The sequence below is a fragment of the Rhodanobacter glycinis genome (genome assembly GCF_006438785.1).
Taxonomy (GTDB): domain Bacteria; phylum Pseudomonadota; class Gammaproteobacteria; order Xanthomonadales; family Rhodanobacteraceae; genus Rhodanobacter; species Rhodanobacter glycinis_A.
Window position 1 is genome coordinate 701,400 of the sequence record NZ_RCZB01000001.1, and the last position, 19,402, is coordinate 720,801.

At 60.7% G+C, this 19,402-nt stretch carries 15 protein-coding genes; all 15 read left to right on the top strand.

Annotation, left to right across the window (positions count from 1 at the left end; translation table 11 throughout):
• Positions 1–40: 40 nt before the first annotated feature.
• The 15 genes from EAH75_RS03580 to EAH75_RS03650 all read left to right on the top strand — a co-directional run bounded on the left by EAH75_RS03580 (position 41) and on the right by EAH75_RS03650 (position 19,399).
• On the top strand, positions 41–1,630 hold the full coding sequence (locus EAH75_RS03580) for an XrtA system polysaccharide chain length determinant (protein WP_140804260.1): 1,590 nt from the start codon (positions 41–43) through the stop codon (positions 1,628–1,630).
• Complete coding sequence (locus tag EAH75_RS03585; RefSeq protein WP_140654252.1) at positions 1,627–2,535, top strand: AAA family ATPase; 909 nt, start codon at positions 1,627–1,629, stop codon at positions 2,533–2,535. Before EAH75_RS03580 ends, EAH75_RS03585 begins: the two co-directional genes overlap by 4 nt.
• Positions 2,536–4,092 carry a TIGR03016 family PEP-CTERM system-associated outer membrane protein gene (locus EAH75_RS03590; RefSeq protein ID WP_140804262.1) on the top strand — a complete coding sequence of 519 codons (1,557 nt, stop codon included), beginning with the start codon at positions 2,536–2,538 and terminating at the stop codon, positions 4,090–4,092.
• A 67-nt stretch (positions 4,093–4,159) separates the two neighbouring features.
• A complete protein-coding gene (locus EAH75_RS03595; RefSeq protein ID WP_240046304.1) occupies positions 4,160–5,167 on the top strand; it encodes an AAA family ATPase in 1,008 nt (335 codons plus the stop codon).
• Positions 5,164–6,075: an XrtA system polysaccharide deacetylase gene (locus EAH75_RS03600; protein ID WP_140654258.1), complete on the top strand. Its 912-nt coding sequence runs from the start codon at positions 5,164–5,166 to the stop codon at positions 6,073–6,075. The genes EAH75_RS03595 and EAH75_RS03600 overlap by 4 nt, the downstream gene beginning before the upstream one ends.
• 13 nt (positions 6,076–6,088) lie before the next feature.
• Positions 6,089–7,150, top strand: coding sequence for a FemAB family XrtA/PEP-CTERM system-associated protein (locus EAH75_RS03605; RefSeq protein WP_140654260.1), 1,062 nt, complete (start codon positions 6,089–6,091; stop codon positions 7,148–7,150).
• Positions 7,151–7,153: 3 nt separating this feature from the next.
• Positions 7,154–8,404 (top strand): TIGR03087 family PEP-CTERM/XrtA system glycosyltransferase, encoded by a 1,251-nt coding sequence (locus tag EAH75_RS03610; RefSeq protein WP_140654262.1) that lies wholly within the window; start codon positions 7,154–7,156, stop codon positions 8,402–8,404.
• Complete coding sequence (gene xrtA, locus EAH75_RS03615) at positions 8,395–9,969, top strand: exosortase A (RefSeq protein WP_140654264.1); 1,575 nt, start codon at positions 8,395–8,397, stop codon at positions 9,967–9,969. Before EAH75_RS03610 ends, xrtA begins: the two co-directional genes overlap by 10 nt.
• Complete coding sequence (locus EAH75_RS03620; RefSeq protein ID WP_140804264.1) at positions 9,966–11,156, top strand: TIGR03088 family PEP-CTERM/XrtA system glycosyltransferase; 1,191 nt, start codon at positions 9,966–9,968, stop codon at positions 11,154–11,156. Before xrtA ends, EAH75_RS03620 begins: the two co-directional genes overlap by 4 nt.
• 1 nt (position 11,157) lies before the next feature.
• Positions 11,158–13,107, top strand: coding sequence for an XrtA/PEP-CTERM system amidotransferase (locus EAH75_RS03625; RefSeq protein ID WP_140804266.1), 1,950 nt, complete (start codon positions 11,158–11,160; stop codon positions 13,105–13,107).
• 34 nt (positions 13,108–13,141) lie between these two features.
• Positions 13,142–14,467: a glycosyltransferase family 4 protein gene (locus tag EAH75_RS03630; protein ID WP_140654271.1), complete on the top strand. Its 1,326-nt coding sequence runs from the start codon at positions 13,142–13,144 to the stop codon at positions 14,465–14,467.
• Complete coding sequence (locus tag EAH75_RS03635; RefSeq protein ID WP_140804268.1) at positions 14,464–15,768, top strand: TIGR04063 family PEP-CTERM/XrtA system glycosyltransferase; 1,305 nt, start codon at positions 14,464–14,466, stop codon at positions 15,766–15,768. Before EAH75_RS03630 ends, EAH75_RS03635 begins: the two co-directional genes overlap by 4 nt.
• Entirely contained in the window at positions 15,758–16,963 is a 1,206-nt protein-coding gene (locus EAH75_RS03640; protein ID WP_140804270.1) for an FAD-dependent oxidoreductase, read from the top strand. The genes EAH75_RS03635 and EAH75_RS03640 overlap by 11 nt, the downstream gene beginning before the upstream one ends.
• Positions 16,964–17,217: 254 nt before the next feature.
• The gene (locus EAH75_RS03645) at positions 17,218–18,075 is read left to right on the top strand and encodes a pectate lyase (protein WP_240046305.1); all 858 of its coding nucleotides are present in this window, start codon (positions 17,218–17,220) and stop codon (positions 18,073–18,075) included.
• Positions 18,076–18,079: 4 nt separating this feature from the next.
• Positions 18,080–19,399: a putative O-glycosylation ligase, exosortase A system-associated gene (locus tag EAH75_RS03650; protein ID WP_140804272.1), complete on the top strand. Its 1,320-nt coding sequence runs from the start codon at positions 18,080–18,082 to the stop codon at positions 19,397–19,399.
• Positions 19,400–19,402: the final 3 nt, after the last annotated feature.

Sequence of the window (19,402 nt, forward strand, 5' to 3'; positions counted from 1 at the left end):
CAGTACATGGGAACCGCTAACGACATTGGGAAAGAAAGAGATGCAGACCCAGTCATTTGATTTACATGAGTTGTTCCAGTACGTACTGCTGGAGGCTCGTGCCGCCTGGCGCTATCGCTGGCGTGCGCTGATCGTCGCGTGGTGCGTGATGATTCTGGGGACGCTGCTGGTTTTCAGCCTCCCGAACAAGTATGAAGCCAACGCGCAGGTGTATGCCGACACCGATGCGTTGACGAATCCGCTGTTGCGCGGGGTTGCGGTGCAGCCTGACGTTCGTGAGCGACTGCTGGTCGTCACCCACACCATGCTCTCGCGCCCCAATCTCGAGGCAGTGGCGGACAAAACCGGTTTGGCTTTGCGCGCGACCACCCCGGCGGACAGGGACGCGCTGTTACTGAAACTGGGCACTGCCGTCCAAATCAAGGACGCCGGCACGAAGAACCTCTACAACCTCAGTTACGCCGACTCCGACCGGCAAATGGCGCAGACGGTGGTGCAGGCGTTTCTGCAGATACTGATGAACGATACCGTGGGCGCGAATACCGCCTCTGCCACGACGGCGCAAAATTTTCTGGAGCAACAGGTCCAGGACTACGGCAAACGTCTGACCGAGGCGGAGAAGAAACTCGCGAATTTCCAGGAAGCCAATATTGGCTACATTCCTAGCCAGGGCGGCAGCAGCTATTTCACGCGCCTGCAGGCCGCTGAGGCGCAGTTGCAGACATTGCAATCCCAGTACGATACGGCCGTCGCCGGCCGCGCGACCATCCAGCAGCAAATGCGCGCGATGGCGGCTGGCTCTGCTACCTCTCCAAGAATCGATCCGCGCACCCAGGAAGTGGACAAGCAGATTGCCGCTTACCAGCAGCAACTCAACACGCTGCTCCTGAGTTACACCGATGCGTATCCGGACGTGATGTCCACACGACGCATGATCGCGCAACTTCAGGCGCGGCGCGCGGCGCCGCAAAAAAATGTCGCAAGCAGCTCGATGATGAACGTGGCCTCGGACAATCCGGTGTATCAGGAAATGCAAAAATCCATGTACGCCACGCAGGTGAGCATCCAGACGCTGGCGATGCAGATCGACCTGCAGAAACGGCAGATCGCCGAACTCAAGAGCCACGGGAACAAGATCACCGACGTGCAAGTCACGTTGCAGCAACTGACACGCAACTACGATGTTACCAAGAAGCAGTATGACCAATTGTTGGAGCGTTCGAACACGGCCCAGCTGTCCCAGGACGCAACCCAAAGCGGCAACAATCTGAAATTCCGCGTGGTCAACCCACCAATCGTTCCGTTGTTACCGGAGAGCCCACATCGCAGCCTGCTGTTACTCCTGGTGTTCGGTCTGGCCGTGGCCATCGGCAGTGGGTATGCATATCTCATGCACAAGATAACGCCGGTATTTGTGAGTCTCAGGGGTTTGCAGGCTTCTGGCGATTACCCGGTGCTTGGCGCCTTCAGTTTGATTGTGTCGCGGGCACGTCGTCAGGAACTGCGCCGCGGCATGATCGGGTTCTGGGCCGGGGCCTGTCTGCTGCCAATGATGCTGGTGCTGGGGTTTGCCTTTGACGGACACATGACCCATCTGGTGCAGCATTTCTTCATGATAGGTGTCGCATGAGCATCGTTGAGAAAGCCGTCGAAAAACTCAAGAACTTGCCGGCGGGCTCACCGGTGTCGCCACCGCTGGAGGTCGCGCCACTACACACGGCATCCACGGTCGAACGTTTGCAGGAACGGACGCGCGTGGTGGACCAGCCGGTTGAATCCGCGCCGCTGTGGCACGTGGAGCCGGCAGCGCTCAAGCGCATGGGCATACTCCCCGCTGACGACGCGGCGGGGGCCAGGCTTGCAGACGAACTGCGTCTTATCAAGCGGCCACTGCTGGACAATGCGATTGGAAAAGGTGCCGAAACACTTGTCCGCGGGAAGCGCATCATGGTGGCCAGCGCGGAGGCGGGCGAGGGCAAGACCTTTGTAGCAATGAATCTCGCCCTGAGCTTGGCGCGCGAGACGGATTTCGAAGTGCTGCTGGTGGACGGCGATATAGCGAAATCCGACATCACGCGCATTCTCGGCCTCAGCGGACAGCCCGGTCTGATGGATGTGCTGGCTGACGAACAGCGCGCTCCCGCCGAAGTCATCGTACATACCGATGTGCAGAATCTGCTGGTGGTACCGGCAGGGCAACGTCATCCGCTCGCCGCCGAATTGTTCCGTAGCCGCCGCATGGAGTACGTGCTCGACGAATTTGGCGGGCGCGATCGGCGACGTCTGGTGGTGTTTGACTCTTCGCCGCTACTGGCGACTTCCGAGTCCCAGGTGCTGGCTTCCCACATGGGTCAGGTTGTCATGGTTGTGGCCGCAGACCGAACTCGTCGGCAGGTGGTAAATGCAGCGCTGCAATGCTTGGATGACTTCCAGTATGTTGGTCTGGTTCTCAACATGAGCAGCCTGCCTGCGGGCGCGGATTACTACAACCGCCGCCAGGGTCACTATCTCCGGATCTTTAACGGGGAAGCCTAAATGCGCGCACTGTCGACGTCCGCTGTCTTGTCGTCGATCGTCCTGAGTGGCTGGCTGACCGGGGTCACCGCCCAGAACGTTAATGTCGATGCAGGCAATGCGCTGAGTTCGGTTCCGGATGAACAAGCCACAGGCACCAAGGATGAGCCAGTCGGCGTCATTCCGCAGCCGAGTATCGACTCTCCAGGGATGGTCTTGGGTGCCACTCTCGGTGAGCTCTACACCGACAACCTGAAGCTTGCGGCCTCGGGCAAACCAAAACAAACGAGTTGGATTACCGAGATCCAGCCGTTCTTCAAGGGGGCATGGAATGGTCCCCGGTTTTCCGGCGTACTTGATTACACGATGACGGGTTATCTATACGCAGGGCAATCGCGCTCCAATCAGTTGGCGCACGATCTAAAAGCTCACGGAACATTCATCATTCTTCCGCAGCATTTTTTCCTCGACGGTACCGCATTGTATGGGCGCGAGGTCATCAACAATGAATTACCGGCCGGGTCCGGCACGTTTTTCCTGAACAATAACCGCGCCAACGTCGCCAGAGGTACGATCAGTCCATACTGGGTTCAGGACTTAGGCAACGTCGGCACGATGCTGCTGCGTTACACCTTGGGACGAGTAATCTACAACCACCACGGCATCTCGGGGCAGAATGCCGGTCTGTTGAACGGGATTCCCGACATCACCAGCAAAGCGCTGCAGTTCAGCGTGGTGAGTCCTGCGTATCAAACCTGGGGCTGGAACCTGGCGTATTCCGACCAGCGCATCGAGCCAGACTTCGGCCGAGGTATCGAGTATGCGGTAGCCAAGCTCGGGACCTCGTGGCAAATCAACGACAATACCAAGTTGCTGGCGGATGTCGGAAAGGAAAACCGGTTCCTGCTGGACGGTACGTCCAGGAAACTTGGCGCCAGTTTCTGGGACGTCGGGTTCGATTGGTCGAATACCCGGGATAATTTGAAATTGCTGGTTGGACACCGGTTCTACGGGCGCAGCTACCAGTTTTCCTGGATGCGCACTGCGGCCTTGCTGACAACGGCGATGAGTTACATGGAACAACCGACTGATCTCAACCAGCAATTATTGGGACAGGACCCCAGTGCGATTGTTACCTCACCCGCCGGCATTTCCTACATTCCCTCGCTCAGAAACCATCAGACTTATCTGATGAAGCGCGCTACAGCTTCGGCAAGCTACACCATGCCGAGGGGCAGCCTGCGCTTGGTCCTATACGACGAGCGCCGCACCTATTTCCTCTTGGATAACCGCGAGGAAAGGGTGGCGAATGCGAATATTGACTGGCTGTTCGATATCGGCGCATCCACCACGCTTACTTCGACATTCGGTTGGCAGCGATATCAATTTCAGGACGGTCAGATAATCTACAATCGTTATACACAACTGGCTCTCGTACATCAGGTCAACCCGAATAACTTCGGCAGTTTGCGGCTGCGAAGCGACTCGCGAAACGTGCAGTCCGGCGCTCCCGGCACTCCCGGCGCGCACGGTTACCGGGTGAATGTGCTCTTCCTGCAATGGACCCATTTGTTTTGAGATCGATATGTATCAGGCGTTTTACAAACTGCGCGGCAAGCCTTTCCAGTTGACCCCGGATCCAGTAATGCTGTTTCCCAGCATGGGTCACAAGCGTGCCATGTCTTACCTGCTCTACGGGCTCGAGCAGGGCGAAGGCTTCGTGATGATTACCGGAGCGGTTGGCACGGGTAAGACGCTGCTCATCCAGAAACTGTTCGAAGAACTAGCGCACCGCAACATCGCCATGGCGAGTATCGCCTCCGCCAATCTCGACGGTGAGGACATATTGCCGGCCGTGGCTTCAGCGTTTGCGCTGTCTTACGAAGGGCGCGGCAAGGAGTCCTTGCTGCAGGATGTAAAGCGGCATCTGATGGCGTTGCGTGATCGGCATTCGCATGCGCTTCTGGTTGTGGACGAGGCGCAAACGCTTACCTCGGCGGCGCTGGAGATGCTGCGCATACTGTCGAATTTCGAGGTCAACGGTCACGCGCTGTTGCAAGTCTTTCTCATCGGCCAGGCCGAACTGCAGCGCACCATCATCACCAATCGCATGGAACAGTTGCGTCAACGCATCATTGCCTCCCACAAGCTCGAGCCGATGGGGGCCGAGGAAAGCCGCGAATACATCCTGCACCGCTTGCATGCAGTCGGCTGGAACAACGACCCGGAGCTGGCGCCGGGAATCTTTGCAGGGGTTTACCTGGCCGGCCGCGGCATCCCGCGCAAGGTCAACCTGATCATGGACCGGCTGCTTTTGCACGGTTACCTGGAGGATCTGCATAGCCTGAACCAGGCGGCGCTCACTGTCGTGCTCGACGAAATTCATGAGGAGATGGCCGAGGTGCCGCAGACACTGGAGGCACCCGCGATCCCTCAGCGCCGGGATCCGGGGTTTGCCACTACGCCCTCCGAGCGGGAAACCGAGTTTACCGAGCTGGACCTCACACAACGCAACAACATTTTGTTGCAGCTAATGCACGAAAATATCCAACTCAGGGGGATGCTGAAGACTAAGCCGGCGCCAACGCCCGCCACTGACGACGCGATGGTTGCCAATATGCGGCGTGGGCGTTCCAGGCGGAAGCGCAAATGAACAAGCTGCCGCTGCTGCCTGAGCCTGTCATCAACGCCATGACAGTCGACGTCGAGGACTATTTCCAGGTTGCCGCCTTCGAAAAGTGTATCCGGCGCGAGGACTGGCCGCGCTGGCCGATCCGCGTGGAGGACAACACCCGGCGCGTACTGGAGCTTTTCGCTCGTCACGGTGTGCACGCCACTTTCTTCGTGCTTGGCTGGGTGGCAGAACGCTTCCCCGCACTGGTGCGCGATATCAGCGCGGCCGGCCATGAAATCGCAAGCCACGGTTTTGGCCACGAGCGCCTGACCAATCTGAGCCGCGGCGAATTCCGCGATGGCATTACCCGCACCAAACGCCTGTTGGAGGATATTACCGGCACTGCGGTGGTCGGCTACCGGGCGCCCAGTTATTCCATCGGCCCCGGAACACTCTGGGCCCATGAGGAACTGCGCGAAGCTGGTTACCGCTACAGTTCCAGCATCGTGCCGATCCACCATGATCTGTATGGCATGCCGGGGGCGCCGCGCTTTGCGTTTTTCACCGAGCGCTCCGGCTTGCTCGAAATCCCGGTGACCACTGTGCGCCAATGGGGACGCAACTGGCCTTGCGGTGGTGGTGGTTATTTCCGCCTACTGCCCTATGCGCTGTTCAAGCGCGGTCTGCGTCGCGTCAACCGGCAAGAACAGTCCTCGGGCGTGTTCTATTTCCATCCATGGGAAATAGATCCGCAGCAGCCACGAGTGCCCGGCGTGACGCTCAAGAACCGGGTACGGCACTACCTGAACCTGACGCGCACGGTGCCCCGGCTCGAGCGATTGATGCGCGATTTCCGGTTCGATCGCATGGACCGTGTGTTTCTCGCCGATGCACATGCCGACTATCCGGTGGTGGCGCTGCAGGCCACCGAACTCTGTGCGGACTGAGGGGGAACAGGACATGCTGGACCAAGCGGACGACAGTCGTTCTGACGACACTTGTGCCATCAAGCGCCTGGGAAGTGATGACGAGGAGCGCTGGGACGACTTTGCCAAGGACGCGCCGCAGGCCACGTTTTTCCACCGCGCGGCCTGGCGCGGCATCATCGAGCACGGACTCGGCCACCGCTGTCACTATTTGTACGCGCAGCGGAATGGGGTCATCACCGGGATCCTGCCGCTCGCGGAAATACGCAGTCGGCTGTTTGGCCATGCACTGATTTCGACGCCATTCTGCGTATATGGTGGCGTGGTCGCGCGCGACCCGGACAGCGCAGCTCAGCTCACGCACGCTGCGACCATCCTCGCCGACGAGTTGCATGTGGATTATCTCGAATTGCGTGATCGCGAGTTGCACCAAACGACCTGGCCGGTCAAGGATCTGTACGTCGGCTTCCGCAAGGCGATTGATCCGGACCCTGACAAGAATTTGAAGGCGATCCCACGCAAGCAGCGCGCCATGGTTCGCAAAGGCATTGCCGCGGGTCTGCAGGCGCACCACGGCGGCAACATTGCCGAGTTTTACCGGGTGTACGCCGAGAGCGTGCGCAATCTGGGTACGCCCGTGTTGTCACGCAACTATTACATGCGGCTGCAGCGGATGTTTGGCGAGGATTGCGAAATTACTGTGGTCACTCACCAGGGGCAGCCGGTGGCCGCGGTGATGAGCTTCTATTTTCGCGATGAAGTGCATCCGTATTACGGTGGCAGCGTGGCGCGCGGCCGCGATCTGGCTGCCAACGATTTCATGTACTGGTCGGTGATGCAGCGCGCGGTGGAGCGTGGCGCACGGCTTTTCGACTTCGGCCGCAGCAAGCAGGACAGTGGCTCGTATCACTTCAAGAAACACTGGGGCTTCGAGCCCCGGCCGCTGCACTATTCCTATCACCTGGTACGCGCCAAGACGGTTCCCAATATCAGCCCTACCAACAACAAATACAGCCTGTTCATCAAGGCCTGGCAGCGTCTGCCGCTGCCGGTCAGTTGCGCGCTGGGACCATGGCTTGCACGGGATCTGGGTTAGCGCATGCGCTCGGTACTGTTCCTCTGCCACCGTCTCCCCTGGCCTCCCAGCAAGGGCGACAAGATCCGCTCGTATCACGTGTTGCGGCGGCTCGCGCAGCACTATCGCGTGTATCTCGGCGCGTTCGTGGACGATCCAGTTGACTGGCAATACCTTGCGCCGGTCGAGACCTTGTGCGCCGAGGTCTGCGTTCGACCTTTGCCGCACTGGTCTGTGCGCTGGCGGGCGCTTGCGTCGCTGATGCGGGGCGAAGCACTTACGGTTGGGGTGTACCGCGACCGTGTGATGCGGCGCTGGATCGAAGGACTGCTGGCCGAGCGCAAGGTAGACCTGGCCTTGTGCTATTCGTCCGGCGTGGCGCCGTTCGTCATGGCGCACCCGCAACTGCGGCGAGTCATGGATTTCGTGGATGTGGACTCCGACAAATGGCGCCAATATGCACAGGCCAATCATGGTCTGACACGCATGATCTATCGGCGGGAAGCGCGTCGGCTGGCGGACTTCGAACGCAAGGTTGCTGCGCAATTCGACGCCAGTGTGCTTGTCTCGGAAGCTGAGGCGGCGTTTTTCCGCCAGCAAGTGCCGGCGGCGGCCGGCAACGTATACGGCATCCCCAATGGCGTGGACGGTGAGTATTGGGATCCGCATCGCGCCTGTGCCAATCCCTATCGGCCAGGGGAGCGTGCAGTAGTGTTTGTAGGTGCCATGGATTACCGCGCCAACGTGCATGCCGCGCAATGGTTCGCGCGCGAAGTGTGGCCGCGGATTTTCGCCCGGTGCCGGGATGCACGTTTTTACATCGTAGGAAGCAAGCCGACAGCGGCAGTTCGTGCGCTGGGTCAGCTCGCGGGCATCACAGTCACGGGGCGCGTGGAAGACGTGCGGCCATATCTGGCGCATGCCCATGCCGTGACGGCACCGTTGCGTATTGCCCGAGGCATTCAGAACAAGGTGCTGGAAGCGCTAGCCATGGAAAAGGTGCTGCTGGCAACACCGGAAGCCTGGGAGGGTATCGAGGATTTCGCGGGTCGCCAAGGCTGCATCAGCGATTCACCCGAGGTCATGGCGACCGAAGCCGCGCATTGGCTGGATACGCCGCAAGTCGCACACGTGCCGGCGGCCCGCGCGATGGTTCTGTCGCGCTACGACTGGAAGCGCAATCTCGACACCTATGAACGAGTGCTGGGTAACGCGCAGCCCGGCGCAGCCTCCATCCGTGCTTTGGGCACTCCCGGGTTGGGAGCATGTTCGTGAGTCGGGTATTGGACGCCAACGCCGGCATTTCCACGCGCACTTCCGGCTGGGCGCTGGCCGCAGCCGCATTCGGCGTCGCCGTGGTCGTGTTGCTGGTCTGCTACTGGCAGACGGTGCAATCGCTGGTGTGGGTTTGGGATCACGACGGAACCTATCAGTACGGGTTTCTGATTTTTCCGCTAAGCGTGTGGGTGGCATTCGGTCTGCGCCAACGGGTGCGAACGCACCCGCCCGCGCCGAGCGTTTGGGGCCTGGCTGCGGTGGCCGCGTTGGTGTTTGTCTGGTATGTCGGGCGTCTGCTCGATGTCAATCTGGCGCAGCATTTTGCTCTTGTCGCGCTGTTTCCGGCGCTGGTGCTCGCCTGCTGCGGATGGAGTGCGCTGCGGGTGCTGGCGTTCCCACTCGGTTATCTGGTGGTGTTTGCGGTTCCCTGGGGCGATGGACTGGTAGGTCCGCTGCAGGACATCACGGCGCATTTTGCGGTGCGCGCACTGGAGTTGACCGGCACCCCGGTATTGCTCGACGGTCGGGAAATCCTGACCCCCTCGGCGGTATGGATGGTGGCGGACGCGTGCAGCGGTGTGAAATTTTTCATTGCCTGTATCGCACTCGGCTGCCTGTATGCCTACCTGATGTACCAACGCTGGTGGAAGCAGGCGGTTTTCGTGGTGCTCGCGGCGGTGACGCCTGTCATCGCGAATGGCTTCAGAGTTTATTTCACGATATTGATTGGCGAGACTTGGGGGCTGAAATACGCCACCGGCACCGATCACCTGATTTTCGGCTGGCAATTCTTCGGTGCTGTGCTGGTGCTGTTGTTGCTGGCTGGCTGGTTTTTTCGCGATCCTCCCGTGGCGCGCGAGCATCCCCACGAAAATGGCAACATGCCGGCTACCCCGCGCATGGTGGTCTGGCCAGTGGTGTTCGCGTTGTTGATCGTCGGTCCGGCCGTGGCTGCCGGACTTTCATCACCAGCGCCGGCGGAAGAGATGCCCGTGACCGCACCAGCGGTCGCCGGTTGGAGCGGGCCGCAAGCTGCGGCAGACAACTGGCGGCCCACATTCAATGGAGCTGCGGGGCAAGTAAAGGGGGTTTATCGATCGGACGCGGGCAGCGAAGTGGTCGAGTTATTTCATGCTGTCTACACCGGCAATCCGCGCCGCGGGCATACATTGATTACCTACGGCAACCGTCTTTACGACCCGGCGCAGGCGCAAATCCTTAGCACCGCCAGCCGCCAGGTCAATCTCACCGGCGACCGAAGCCTCCGTGCCGGCGAATTGCGGCTGAGTGGCGCGGCGGGTCCACGTCTCGTGTGGTACTGGTACTGCGTGGATCAACGCTGTACTAGCTCGCAGATGCTCACCAAGTTGCTGCAGGCGTGGGATGTGCTGCGCGGGCATCTGCTGCAATCGGCAGTGTGGGCAGTGTCATCACCGATCGGCGAAGGCGGTGTCGATCAGGCGCGGGCGAATCTGCGTGCATTTACGCAGATGCTCCCGGCGACAGCCTCGGCGGATCCACAGATCGGACGTGAATACGTCCCTTCGGGAAACGAGCCGTGAAAGACAAACCGCTGATCGTGCACGTGCTCTACCGGCTGGATACCGGTGGCATGGAGCGCATCGTCGTATCGCTGATCAACGCGACCTGTGATCGCTACAGGCACGCTGTGATTGCGCTGACCGGTTTTGGAGTTCTGAGAGGGGAGATAGAAAATACCGTTACAGCGTGCGTGTCACTTGAAAAGAAGCCGGGCAAGGACTGGCCGTGCTACTTGCGACTCTGGCGCGCCCTGCGAGCGTTGAAGCCGGATCTAGTACAGACTTACAACGTCGGAACCCTGGATTTCGCACCGGTCGTGAAAATGGCCGGCGTGAGCCGCTTGGTTCACGCCGAACACGGACGCGATGCGACAGATCCGGAAGGTGAGAACCCCAAATATCTCCGACTGCGACGTTGGATGGCGCCGCTCATCGATCGATACGTCGCGGTTTCTCCCGACTTGCAAAGCTGGCTCTCGGAACGCGCGGGCATTCGACGATCCAAGGTGGTGTATATCGCCAACGGAATTGATGCCGCGATGTTCAACGTGCCACGCGTTGCGTCCGAGCCGCGTCGGCAGCTGGGCGATTTTGCGCCTCCGGACACCGTGGTTGTCGGCAATATTGCACGCCTCGACAAGGTAAAGGATCAAGCCGGTTTGCTCTCGGCGTTCAAGTTCCTTCGTGAAAAAACAGGACATGCCAATTGCCGCTTGATCATTGCCGGTGAGGGGCCACAACGGGAGGCGCTGGAACGACAGATTGTTCAGCTCGGCCTGGTGGAAACGGTGCGGCTACTCGGCAATCGCGATGATGTGGCGGAACTGCTCGCAGAGTGCGATGTGTTCGCCTTGTCGTCCATCGCCGAAGGCATGCCCGTCACATTGCTGGAAGCGATGGCCGCCAGACTTCCAGTGGTTGCAACCGACGTCGGGGGCGTGGCCTTGGTGGTGGAGGCCGGTGTGACCGGTACGCTGGTGCTTGCCGGCGATCCGCACGCCATGGCTGAGGCGCTGCGCGCCTATGTCGCAGACGCAACGCTGCGTCGTCAACATGGTGCCGCGGGATGCGCTCGCGTCGCCGCGCAATTCAGCTTGAACGCCATGGCGACCGCGTATGTAACGTTATACGACGAGCTGCTGGGTGCGCTGGCGAGTGCCGCGCCGGCACGCACATTGTCCGGCCTGGCTGAGCGCAAGGAGAACTGACATGTGCGGTCTGGCCGGAATCGTTTCGTCACAGCACGGCTACCCTGATGAACGGGTTCTGCTGGCCATGCGGGATGTTCAGCGTCACCGCGGGCCAGACGAGGCTGGTGTCTATCTGGGTGAAGGCGTCGGGCTCGGCCATCGCCGCCTGTCCATCATTGACTTGGCCCACGGCCAGCAACCCATGGTGGATGACAAAGCCCGTCTGGCGTTGATCTACAACGGTGAGCTGTACAACTTCAAGTCGCTCAGAGCCGAACTGGAAGCGCTGGGTATCTTGTTCACCAGTAACAGCGACACCGAGGTTCTGTTGCGGGCCTGGCAGCAATGGGGTGAAGAGTGTTTGCCGCGCCTGGTCGGCATGTTTGCGTTCGCCGTGTGGGACGCGCGTGCGCAGCGGGTCTTTCTGGCTCGCGATCAGCTTGGCATCAAGCCGCTCTATTACGGCTTCACAAGCTCCGGCGACTTGGTGTTTGCTTCCGAGCTCAAGGGGCTGCTGGCGCATCCCGGTGTGGAACGCCAGCTCGATCCACAGGCGCTGGAGGACTATCTGGCACTCGGCTACGTGCCGGACCCAAAAAGCATCTATCGCGGGATTTCCAAGCTGCCACCAGGCCATTGGCTGACTTGGCGTGCCGGCGAGCCCGCTCCGACCGCCCGACAGTACTGGGATGTCCCATTCAAACTTGACACCCAACTGGCCGAAGGCGAGGCATCCGCAAAACTGCGGACGCTGCTGGACGAAGCGGTGGCAAGCCAGATGATCGCCGACGTGCCGCTTGGAGCATTCCTATCCGGTGGCGTGGATTCCAGCGCCGTGGTGGCGAGCATGAGCCGGGCGTCGCGGCAACCCGTGCGCACCTGCTCGATCGGCTTCGACCATGATGGTTTCGACGAAACCGTCTATGCGCGGCAGGTCGCCCGGCACCTGCATACGCAACACTTCGAGCAGCGAGTCAACGCTGACGATTACACGCTCCTCGACACGCTGGCGGCGGTTTATGATGAACCGTTCTCCGACAGCTCGGCGCTGCCCACTTACCGCGTGTGCGAGTTGGCACGCACTCAGGTGACGGTCGCGCTGTCCGGCGATGGTGGCGACGAAAATTTTGCGGGCTACCGGCGTTACCGCTTGCATGCGTGGGAAAGCGGCCTGCGCGCACGCTTGCCGCAGTCGTTACGCAAGCCGGTTTTTGGATTATTGGGGAGCATCTATCCCAAGGCCGATTGGGCGCCGCGCCCACTACGTGCCAAGACCACGCTGCAGGCCCTTGCCCGCGACAATGTTGAAGCCTATTTTCACAGCGTCAGCACCACGTCGGCGGCGATGCGCCAGCGACTCTACAGTGCGCGCTTCAAGCGCGAACTCCAGGGTTACAGCGCGCTCTCGGTGTTTCGTTCCCACGCGAACCATGCGCCCACTGACGATCCGCTGCTGCTGGCGCAATACCTGGACCTCAAGACCTGGCTGCCTGGCGATATCCTGACCAAGGTGGACCGCGCCAGCATGGCGCATAGCCTCGAAGTCCGCGTGCCTCTGCTCGATCATCGCCTGGTCGAATGGGCATCCACTTTGCCGCCGGCGTTGAAGCTCAGGGGAAGCACTGGCAAGTACATCCTCAAGAAAGCGCTCGAGCCCGATTTGCCGCACGACGTGCTCTACCGGGCCAAGATGGGCTTCAGTGTGCCCATGTCGACATGGTTGCGGGGCCCGCTCGCGAAGCACGTTCACGAGGCATTGCTCAACGGCGCAGTTGCAGAGTGCGGGTATTTCGAGCCGTCCATGCTTGATCGGCTGGTGCGCGAGCATGCAGCTGGTCGCTACGATCACAGCGCAACACTGTGGAGCCTGCTGATGCTGGATGCCTTCCTTCGACACATGCAGGAGCCAGCTGTCACCGCCCCTGGCAGACCGGAGGCCAGGATCCTAGCCTCCGGAATACTGTCATGAATCACTGCGTTCAGGTGCTGGCGGGGGGCATATCATGACCACGGCGTCGATCAATATTGCGGCTGACCAGGTTATGCCGACAGCGACGAAGCCATCCCGCGGGGCGCTTCGTGGTGCCGCGGTCGAGGGGCTCGTTCCAGCGGGTGGCCAACGCAAGATCCGTCTGCTGGTCTTCACCAGTCTGTATCCGAATGCCGCGCAGCCGCGCCACGGCGTGTTCGTCGAAGAGAGGTTACGCCATCTCGTGGATTCGGGGCGGATTGCCGCGACTGTGGTGGCGCCGGTGCCATGGTTTCCGTTCCGAAGTCCGATGTTCGGTGGTTATTCCACGTTTGCCGCCGTGCCCGAGTCCGAAGAACGTTACGGCATCAGGATTTTGCATCCACGCTATCCAGTGATACCAAAGCTGGGCATGAACATTGCGCCGTTCCTCATGTATCGCGCACTGCTGCCAGTGTTACGGAAACTGCGAACCGCAAGAACCGACTTCGATCTGATTGATGCACACTACTTTTATCCCGATGGCGTGGCCGCCGCACGCTTGGGCGCAGCATTAGGCAGGCCTGTCGTGGTTACCGCTCGTGGTACCGACGTCACATGGATACCGCGCTACGGTCGCTGCAGACGACAAATCCAGCGGGCTGCAGAGAGCGCGGCTGCCATCGTGACCGTTTCGCAGGCACTGAAGGACACATTGGCGACCTTGGGTGTGAATCCCGGGAAGATGACGGTCTTGCGCAACGGGGTGGATCTGGAACGCTTCGGGCCCCGCGACCGCACTGCGATACGAGCCAGGTTGGGTCTGCAGGGCCCCGTCTGGTTGACGGTGGGTAATCTGATCGAATTGAAGGGAGTAGACATCGCCATCGAGGCGCTTGCGCAGGTGCCGGATAACACGTTGTTGATCGCCGGTGCCGGACCGGAAGAGCACAAGTTGCGTCGACTGGTGGAAAGGCTCGGTCTAGTCGCGCGCGTGCGCTTCCTCGGCGAGGTCCCCCAGGCCGAGCTATGCAGTTACTACAACGCTGCGGATGCACTGGTGCTTGCATCAAGCCGCGAAGGCATGCCCAACGTGGTGCTGGAGGCCATGGCTTGCGGCACACCGGTGGTTGCCACGCCGGTCGGTGGCGTACCGGAACTGATCACAGCTCCCGAGGCAGGAGAGCTGATGCGCGAGCGCAGTCCGAAGGCCCTGGTACGGGCGTGGACCATGTTGCAAACGCGCAAACCAGACCGTGTTGCGACGCGCCAATTTGCCGAACGCCTGGGGTGGCATTCGGTGATCGAGGCACAGTGCGCGCTTTATGCGCGCGTGCTTTCGGCTCGTGCTGCGGGTGCAAGGATGGGATCTGCATCATGAGCAAAATGTCGAGTATCGCGCGACCGCCCGACGATTCCCGCACATCGGCCGCCGACCGACCGTTGCGCATCTTGCATGTGCTCGATCATTCGCTGCCCTTGCATAGCGGCTATACGTTTCGGACGCTCGCCATCCTGGGCCAGCAGAGGGCGCTTGGCTGGGAAACGATACAACTGACTGGTCCCAAGCAAGGCAGTGGTCGGCAGCGTGAGGAACAGATCGACGACTGGATTTTCCACCGGACGCCGTCGGCGTCTGCACTCGCCGCGAAGCTGCCGCTGCTCAGATATCGCTATCTGATGAAAGCGCTACAGACCAGACTTGCCGAAGTGGTGGCCAAAGTGTGCCCCGACATCATCCACGCGCACTCACCGGTGCTCAACGCGTTCCCCGCGCTCGCAGTTGGCCGGGCCGCCCGTATCCCGGTGGTGTATGAGGTTCGCGCATTCTGGGAAGACGCGGCAGTCGACCAGGGAACGGCGCGCGAGTGGGGCCCCCGGTATCGCTTGACGCGCGCCATGGAATCGCGTGCCCTGCAGCGAGCGGACGCCGTGACCACGATCTGTGACGGCTTGCGCGGCGACATGTTGAAGCGCGGGATTCCCGCCGACAAGATCACGGTGATTCCCAACGCCGTGGATTTGTCCCTGTTCCGTTTCACCGATACGGCGGATACAGAGTTGTTGCAGAAATATGGACTCACGCCCGGGCACACGCTGGGGTTTGCCGGCTCGTTCTATGCCTATGAAGGACTCGACGCGTTGCTCCGCGCGATGCCGCTGGTGCTCCGCGAGGTACCGCAGGCGCGCCTTCTTTTGTTGGGTGGCGGTCCGCAGGAAGACGATCTACAGGCGCTGGCTTCCCAGCTTGGCCTCGAGCGCGCCGTGCATTTCGCAGGGCGCGTGCCGCACAACGAAATGACCCGCTATTACAGCGCGATGGATGTCATGGTCTATCCGCGGGTTTCGCGGCGTCTGACGGAATTGGTGACGCCGCTGAAACCGCTCGAGGCAATGGCCATGGGCAAGCTGGTGGTGGCCTCGGATGTAGGCGGCCACCGGGAGCTGATACGCGATGGTCACAATGGTCGTCTTTTTCCCGCGGGGTCGGTCGATGCTCTTGCGCGTTGTTTGATCAACCTGCTGAAAACGCCGGAGACCTGGGGCGGGATGATAACCAACGGCCGAGCGTATGTAGCCGGCGAACGCACCTGGGAGGCAAGCGTGGAACGCTATCGTGCGGTTTATGCCAACGTGCTCTACCGCCACCCGCAGGGCGAGAGGAAAGCTGATGGCCGTTGATGTACCCGCGGTGGTCGTTGGTGCTGGGGTCAATGGCCTGGGCGTGGCACGTAGCCTGGCGGTCGAGGGAGTGCGGGTCTGGCTGCTGGATTCCGAAGCCAACCGCCCGGAAATGCACACTCGCGCGGCGAATGCCGTGACCGTGCGTGCCTTGCATGGCGAAGCATTGGTTGAAGAGCTGGTGCGCCTGGCTGCGGCACAGTTTGCAGGTATGCGCCCGGTGTTGCTGCTGACCCAGGAAGAAAGCGTCAAGACCGTCTCGCACCATCGCGAGCGGCTGTCGGCTCTTTACCGTTTCAGCCTGCCGACCGTGGACATGGTAGATATTTTGCAGCACAAGGAGGGCTTCCAGCGTCTTGCCGAAAAGCTCGGCGGTCCGATTCCGCCGCTGGTGCACGTCCGTATGCTCGCGGACCTGCCCGCGATCGAGAAGCTGCGTTATCCCGTGGTGATCAAACCCGGCGAGCGGAATATCGAATACGGGCGGATATTCAAGAAGGCTTACCGCGTGGAAAGCGCATCGGCAGGCATGGATCTGATCCGCCGCATTCTCATGGTGATGACCGACGTCGTGGTGCAGGAGTGGATCGAGGGGCCGGATGCAAATATTTATTTTTGCCTGCAATATCTGGACGGGCAGGGACAGCTTGCCGCGTCATTCACCGGCCGAAAAATCCGCTCCTGGCCTCCGCAGGTCGGTGGTACCGCGAGTTGCGTCGTGGCCCCGGAAGTCCATGACGAACTCTCCGCCATGACTGCACGATTTTTTCAGGCGGCAGGCGTGATCGGGATGGCCAGCATGGAATACAAGCGCGACGCACGCAGTGGGGAATTCCGGATGGTGGAACCCACAGTCGGGCGCACGGACTACCAGGAAGAAGTGGCAACCTTGAACGGCATCAATCTGCCGTATGCGGCCTGGTGTTGCGAGCTTGGCCGACCGTTCCCGGCACCTGTTATGAGAGAGCGGCCCGTGGTATGGCGTGTGCGCTCCGAGGATCTGCAATCGGCAGTCGCACAAGGCCAGCCACTCAAGCAAGGTTATCCGCGCGGTGGTTACGTGGCCGATGCCTTGTGGCGCTGGGATGACCCGATGCCGTTCGTGGTGCAGCGTTTGCGACGCGTTGTGGGCTCGCTGCGAAGCCGGACTTCAAAGATGATGGGCGGGTCGCCAGCGGCCGGGAGCAAGTCGTGAGTGCAGTTGCCGAATTCCTTTCCAGACGACGGACGCGCCCCGCGGCGGACGCACGCAGCGGACTGCAAGCGGCGGCAGAGTGGCTGGCACATGCGCAGGACGCCAGCGGCTGCGGCGGTGTCAGCGCTTCCTACGATGCGGCCAAACGTCAGTGGACAGGCGCCTATCCGGAAACCACCGGCTACATCATACCAACGTTTTTCCGCTATGCAGATTTCTCGGGCAATGACGAATATCGTCAACGAGCCGTGCGCATGGCGGCCTGGGAATCCGACATCCAGCTTCCCGACGGTGGCGTTCGCGCCGGCACGATGGATGCCACGCAGGTCGTGCCGACCATCTTCAATACCGGCCAGGTATTGTTCGGCTGGCTGTCTGCCTGGCAGCATACGGGTGACGCGCGCTTTCGAGACTCAGCTGCGCGCGCGGCCGATTGGCTGGTAGCCGCCCAGGATCCAGATGGTGCCTGGCGGCGCTTCGCTTCGCCGTTTTCCGCGCACGCCTTGAATACCTACAACACCCGCGTCGCCTTCGCGCTGGCCAAGGCAGGCCGCGCACTGCAGGAACCGCGTTATCTGGATGCATCCGTGCGCAATGTGCAGTGGGCGCTTACCCAGATGCATCCCAATGGCTGGTTGGAAAACAACGATCTGGAGGACAACGATCGGCCGCTCACGCATACCATCGCGTACGCCACACGCGGCATTCTGGAAGTCGGTGTGATCGCTGGCCAAGGCAGCTTCGTGGAAGTGGCAGCACGCATGGCCCGAGCGGTAGCGCAGAGCCAGCGCCGCGACGGCGCGCTGCCCGGGCGTCTCGATTCCGCCTGGCGTCCGGCAAGCCGCTGGACGTGTGTCACCGGAAATGCGCAAATGGCCATCATCTGGCAGCGTCTGGCGGCGGAAACCGGCGATCACGCCTGGAAGCCAGCGGCAGAAAATGTCATCCGCTTCAATTTGTCGATTCAAAACCTGACCGCAATCGATGCGGGAGTACGTGGCGGAATGCCAGGCTCGTACCCGCGCTCAGGTGGCTACATGAAGAACCGCTATCCAAACTGGGCAGCCAAATTCTTCATGGACGCGCTCATGCTGCAACTGGAAGCGAGCTAGCGACATGCGCGACATCGCCCTTGCCTTGTTCATCTTCGGAATGCTTCCCTACATCCTGGTACGCCCCTACGTGGGCCTGCTCATATGGTCCTGGCTCGGCTACATGAACCCCAACCGGCTGTGCTATGGCTTTGCCATCAGCTTTCCCTGGGTGCATCTGGTTGCCATTGTCACGCTCTTGAGCTTGCTGTTTAGCAAGGAGAGCAAAAGAATCCCATGGTCTACCACCAGCGTGCTGCTGATGATGTTCCTGCTTTGGACGGGACTGACCACTGTCTTTGCAGTACTGCCCAATGCAGCTTGGAACAAGTGGGAAGAATTCGCGAAAGTTCTGGTCATGGTGTTTGTAACCTTGGTCCTCGTCAACAGTCGCGAGCGCATGCACTGGCTCGTATGGATGATTGTGGTTTCGCTGGGGTTTTATGGGGTCAAGGGTGGCGCGTTCACGATACTCGGAGGCGGAGTCAATCATGTACTTGGGCCACCTTCCAGTTTCATCGCCGACAATAATGCCTTGGCGCTCGCACTGTGCATGACGCTGCCGTTTATGCGCTACTTGCAGCTTCATTCTGCACGGAAATTCGTACGTCTCGGCCTGGCCTTGGCCATGCTGCTTACCGGCGTCGCGATACTGGGGACCTATTCGCGAGGCGGTCTGATTGCTCTGACGATAGTCTGTGGCGCGTTGTTCTTGAAGAGCCGGCGCCGGTTGGCCGTCGCTGTAATCGTCGTCGCAGTGGGCCTCACCGCCTCTCATTTCATGCCGGACAAATGGGTCGACCGAATGGGCACCTTGCAGGACGCCCAGCAGACCGGTTCAGGAGTAACGCGAATTCAGTCGTACGAGTTTGCGGCCAACGTTGCGCTGCACCGTCCGTTGCTGGGAGGCGGCTTCAATGTGTACCAGAGCGACTCGATGTGGCAGCAGTATGGACCGCCGGACGCGATACCCCGTGCCATACACAGCATCTATTTCCGGGTTTTGGGCGAACAAGGTTTCCCCGGATTGTTTTTATTCCTGGCGCTGCTGTTCGTAAGCTGGAGGACTTGCAGCCGGGTGCGGAAACAGACGCGCCAAATTCCGGAAGAGAGGTGGGCCTTCGATCTGGCGTCCATGCTGCAGGTTTCCGTGGTTGCGTTCATGACGGGGGGGGCTTTCCTACCCATGGGTTATTTCGACCTGGCCTATCAGTTGATGGCACTGTGCGCGATTCTTGAACTCCATGTGCGGCAGCGCGCAAGCCAACCCGCAGAGGCACATCGCCACGACAGCGCCGATATGCGTTTGCGGTCAATGGCCACACACAAAGCGTTGCCGGAGTAATGC

Excerpts from the sequence above, each read along its gene's own strand:
- EAH75_RS03580 (WP_140804260.1), top strand. The coding sequence starts at position 41 with ATGCAGACCCAGTCATTTGATTTACATGAGTTGTTCCAGTACGTACTG.
- EAH75_RS03585 (WP_140654252.1), top strand. The coding sequence starts at position 1,627 with ATGAGCATCGTTGAGAAAGCCGTCGAAAAACTCAAGAACTTGCCGGCG.
- EAH75_RS03590 (WP_140804262.1), top strand. The coding sequence starts at position 2,536 with ATGCGCGCACTGTCGACGTCCGCTGTCTTGTCGTCGATCGTCCTGAGT.
- EAH75_RS03595 (WP_240046304.1), top strand. The coding sequence starts at position 4,160 with ATGCTGTTTCCCAGCATGGGTCACAAGCGTGCCATGTCTTACCTGCTC.
- EAH75_RS03600 (WP_140654258.1), top strand. The coding sequence starts at position 5,164 with ATGAACAAGCTGCCGCTGCTGCCTGAGCCTGTCATCAACGCCATGACA.
- EAH75_RS03605 (WP_140654260.1), top strand. The coding sequence starts at position 6,089 with ATGCTGGACCAAGCGGACGACAGTCGTTCTGACGACACTTGTGCCATC.
- EAH75_RS03610 (WP_140654262.1), top strand. The coding sequence starts at position 7,154 with ATGCGCTCGGTACTGTTCCTCTGCCACCGTCTCCCCTGGCCTCCCAGC.
- xrtA (WP_140654264.1), top strand. The coding sequence starts at position 8,395 with ATGTTCGTGAGTCGGGTATTGGACGCCAACGCCGGCATTTCCACGCGC.
- EAH75_RS03625 (WP_140804266.1), top strand. The coding sequence starts at position 11,158 with ATGTGCGGTCTGGCCGGAATCGTTTCGTCACAGCACGGCTACCCTGAT.
- EAH75_RS03630 (WP_140654271.1), top strand. The coding sequence starts at position 13,142 with ATGACCACGGCGTCGATCAATATTGCGGCTGACCAGGTTATGCCGACA.
- EAH75_RS03635 (WP_140804268.1), top strand. The coding sequence starts at position 14,464 with ATGAGCAAAATGTCGAGTATCGCGCGACCGCCCGACGATTCCCGCACA.
- EAH75_RS03640 (WP_140804270.1), top strand. The coding sequence starts at position 15,758 with ATGGCCGTTGATGTACCCGCGGTGGTCGTTGGTGCTGGGGTCAATGGC.
- EAH75_RS03645 (WP_240046305.1), top strand. The coding sequence starts at position 17,218 with ATGGCGGCCTGGGAATCCGACATCCAGCTTCCCGACGGTGGCGTTCGC.
- EAH75_RS03650 (WP_140804272.1), top strand. The coding sequence starts at position 18,080 with ATGCGCGACATCGCCCTTGCCTTGTTCATCTTCGGAATGCTTCCCTAC.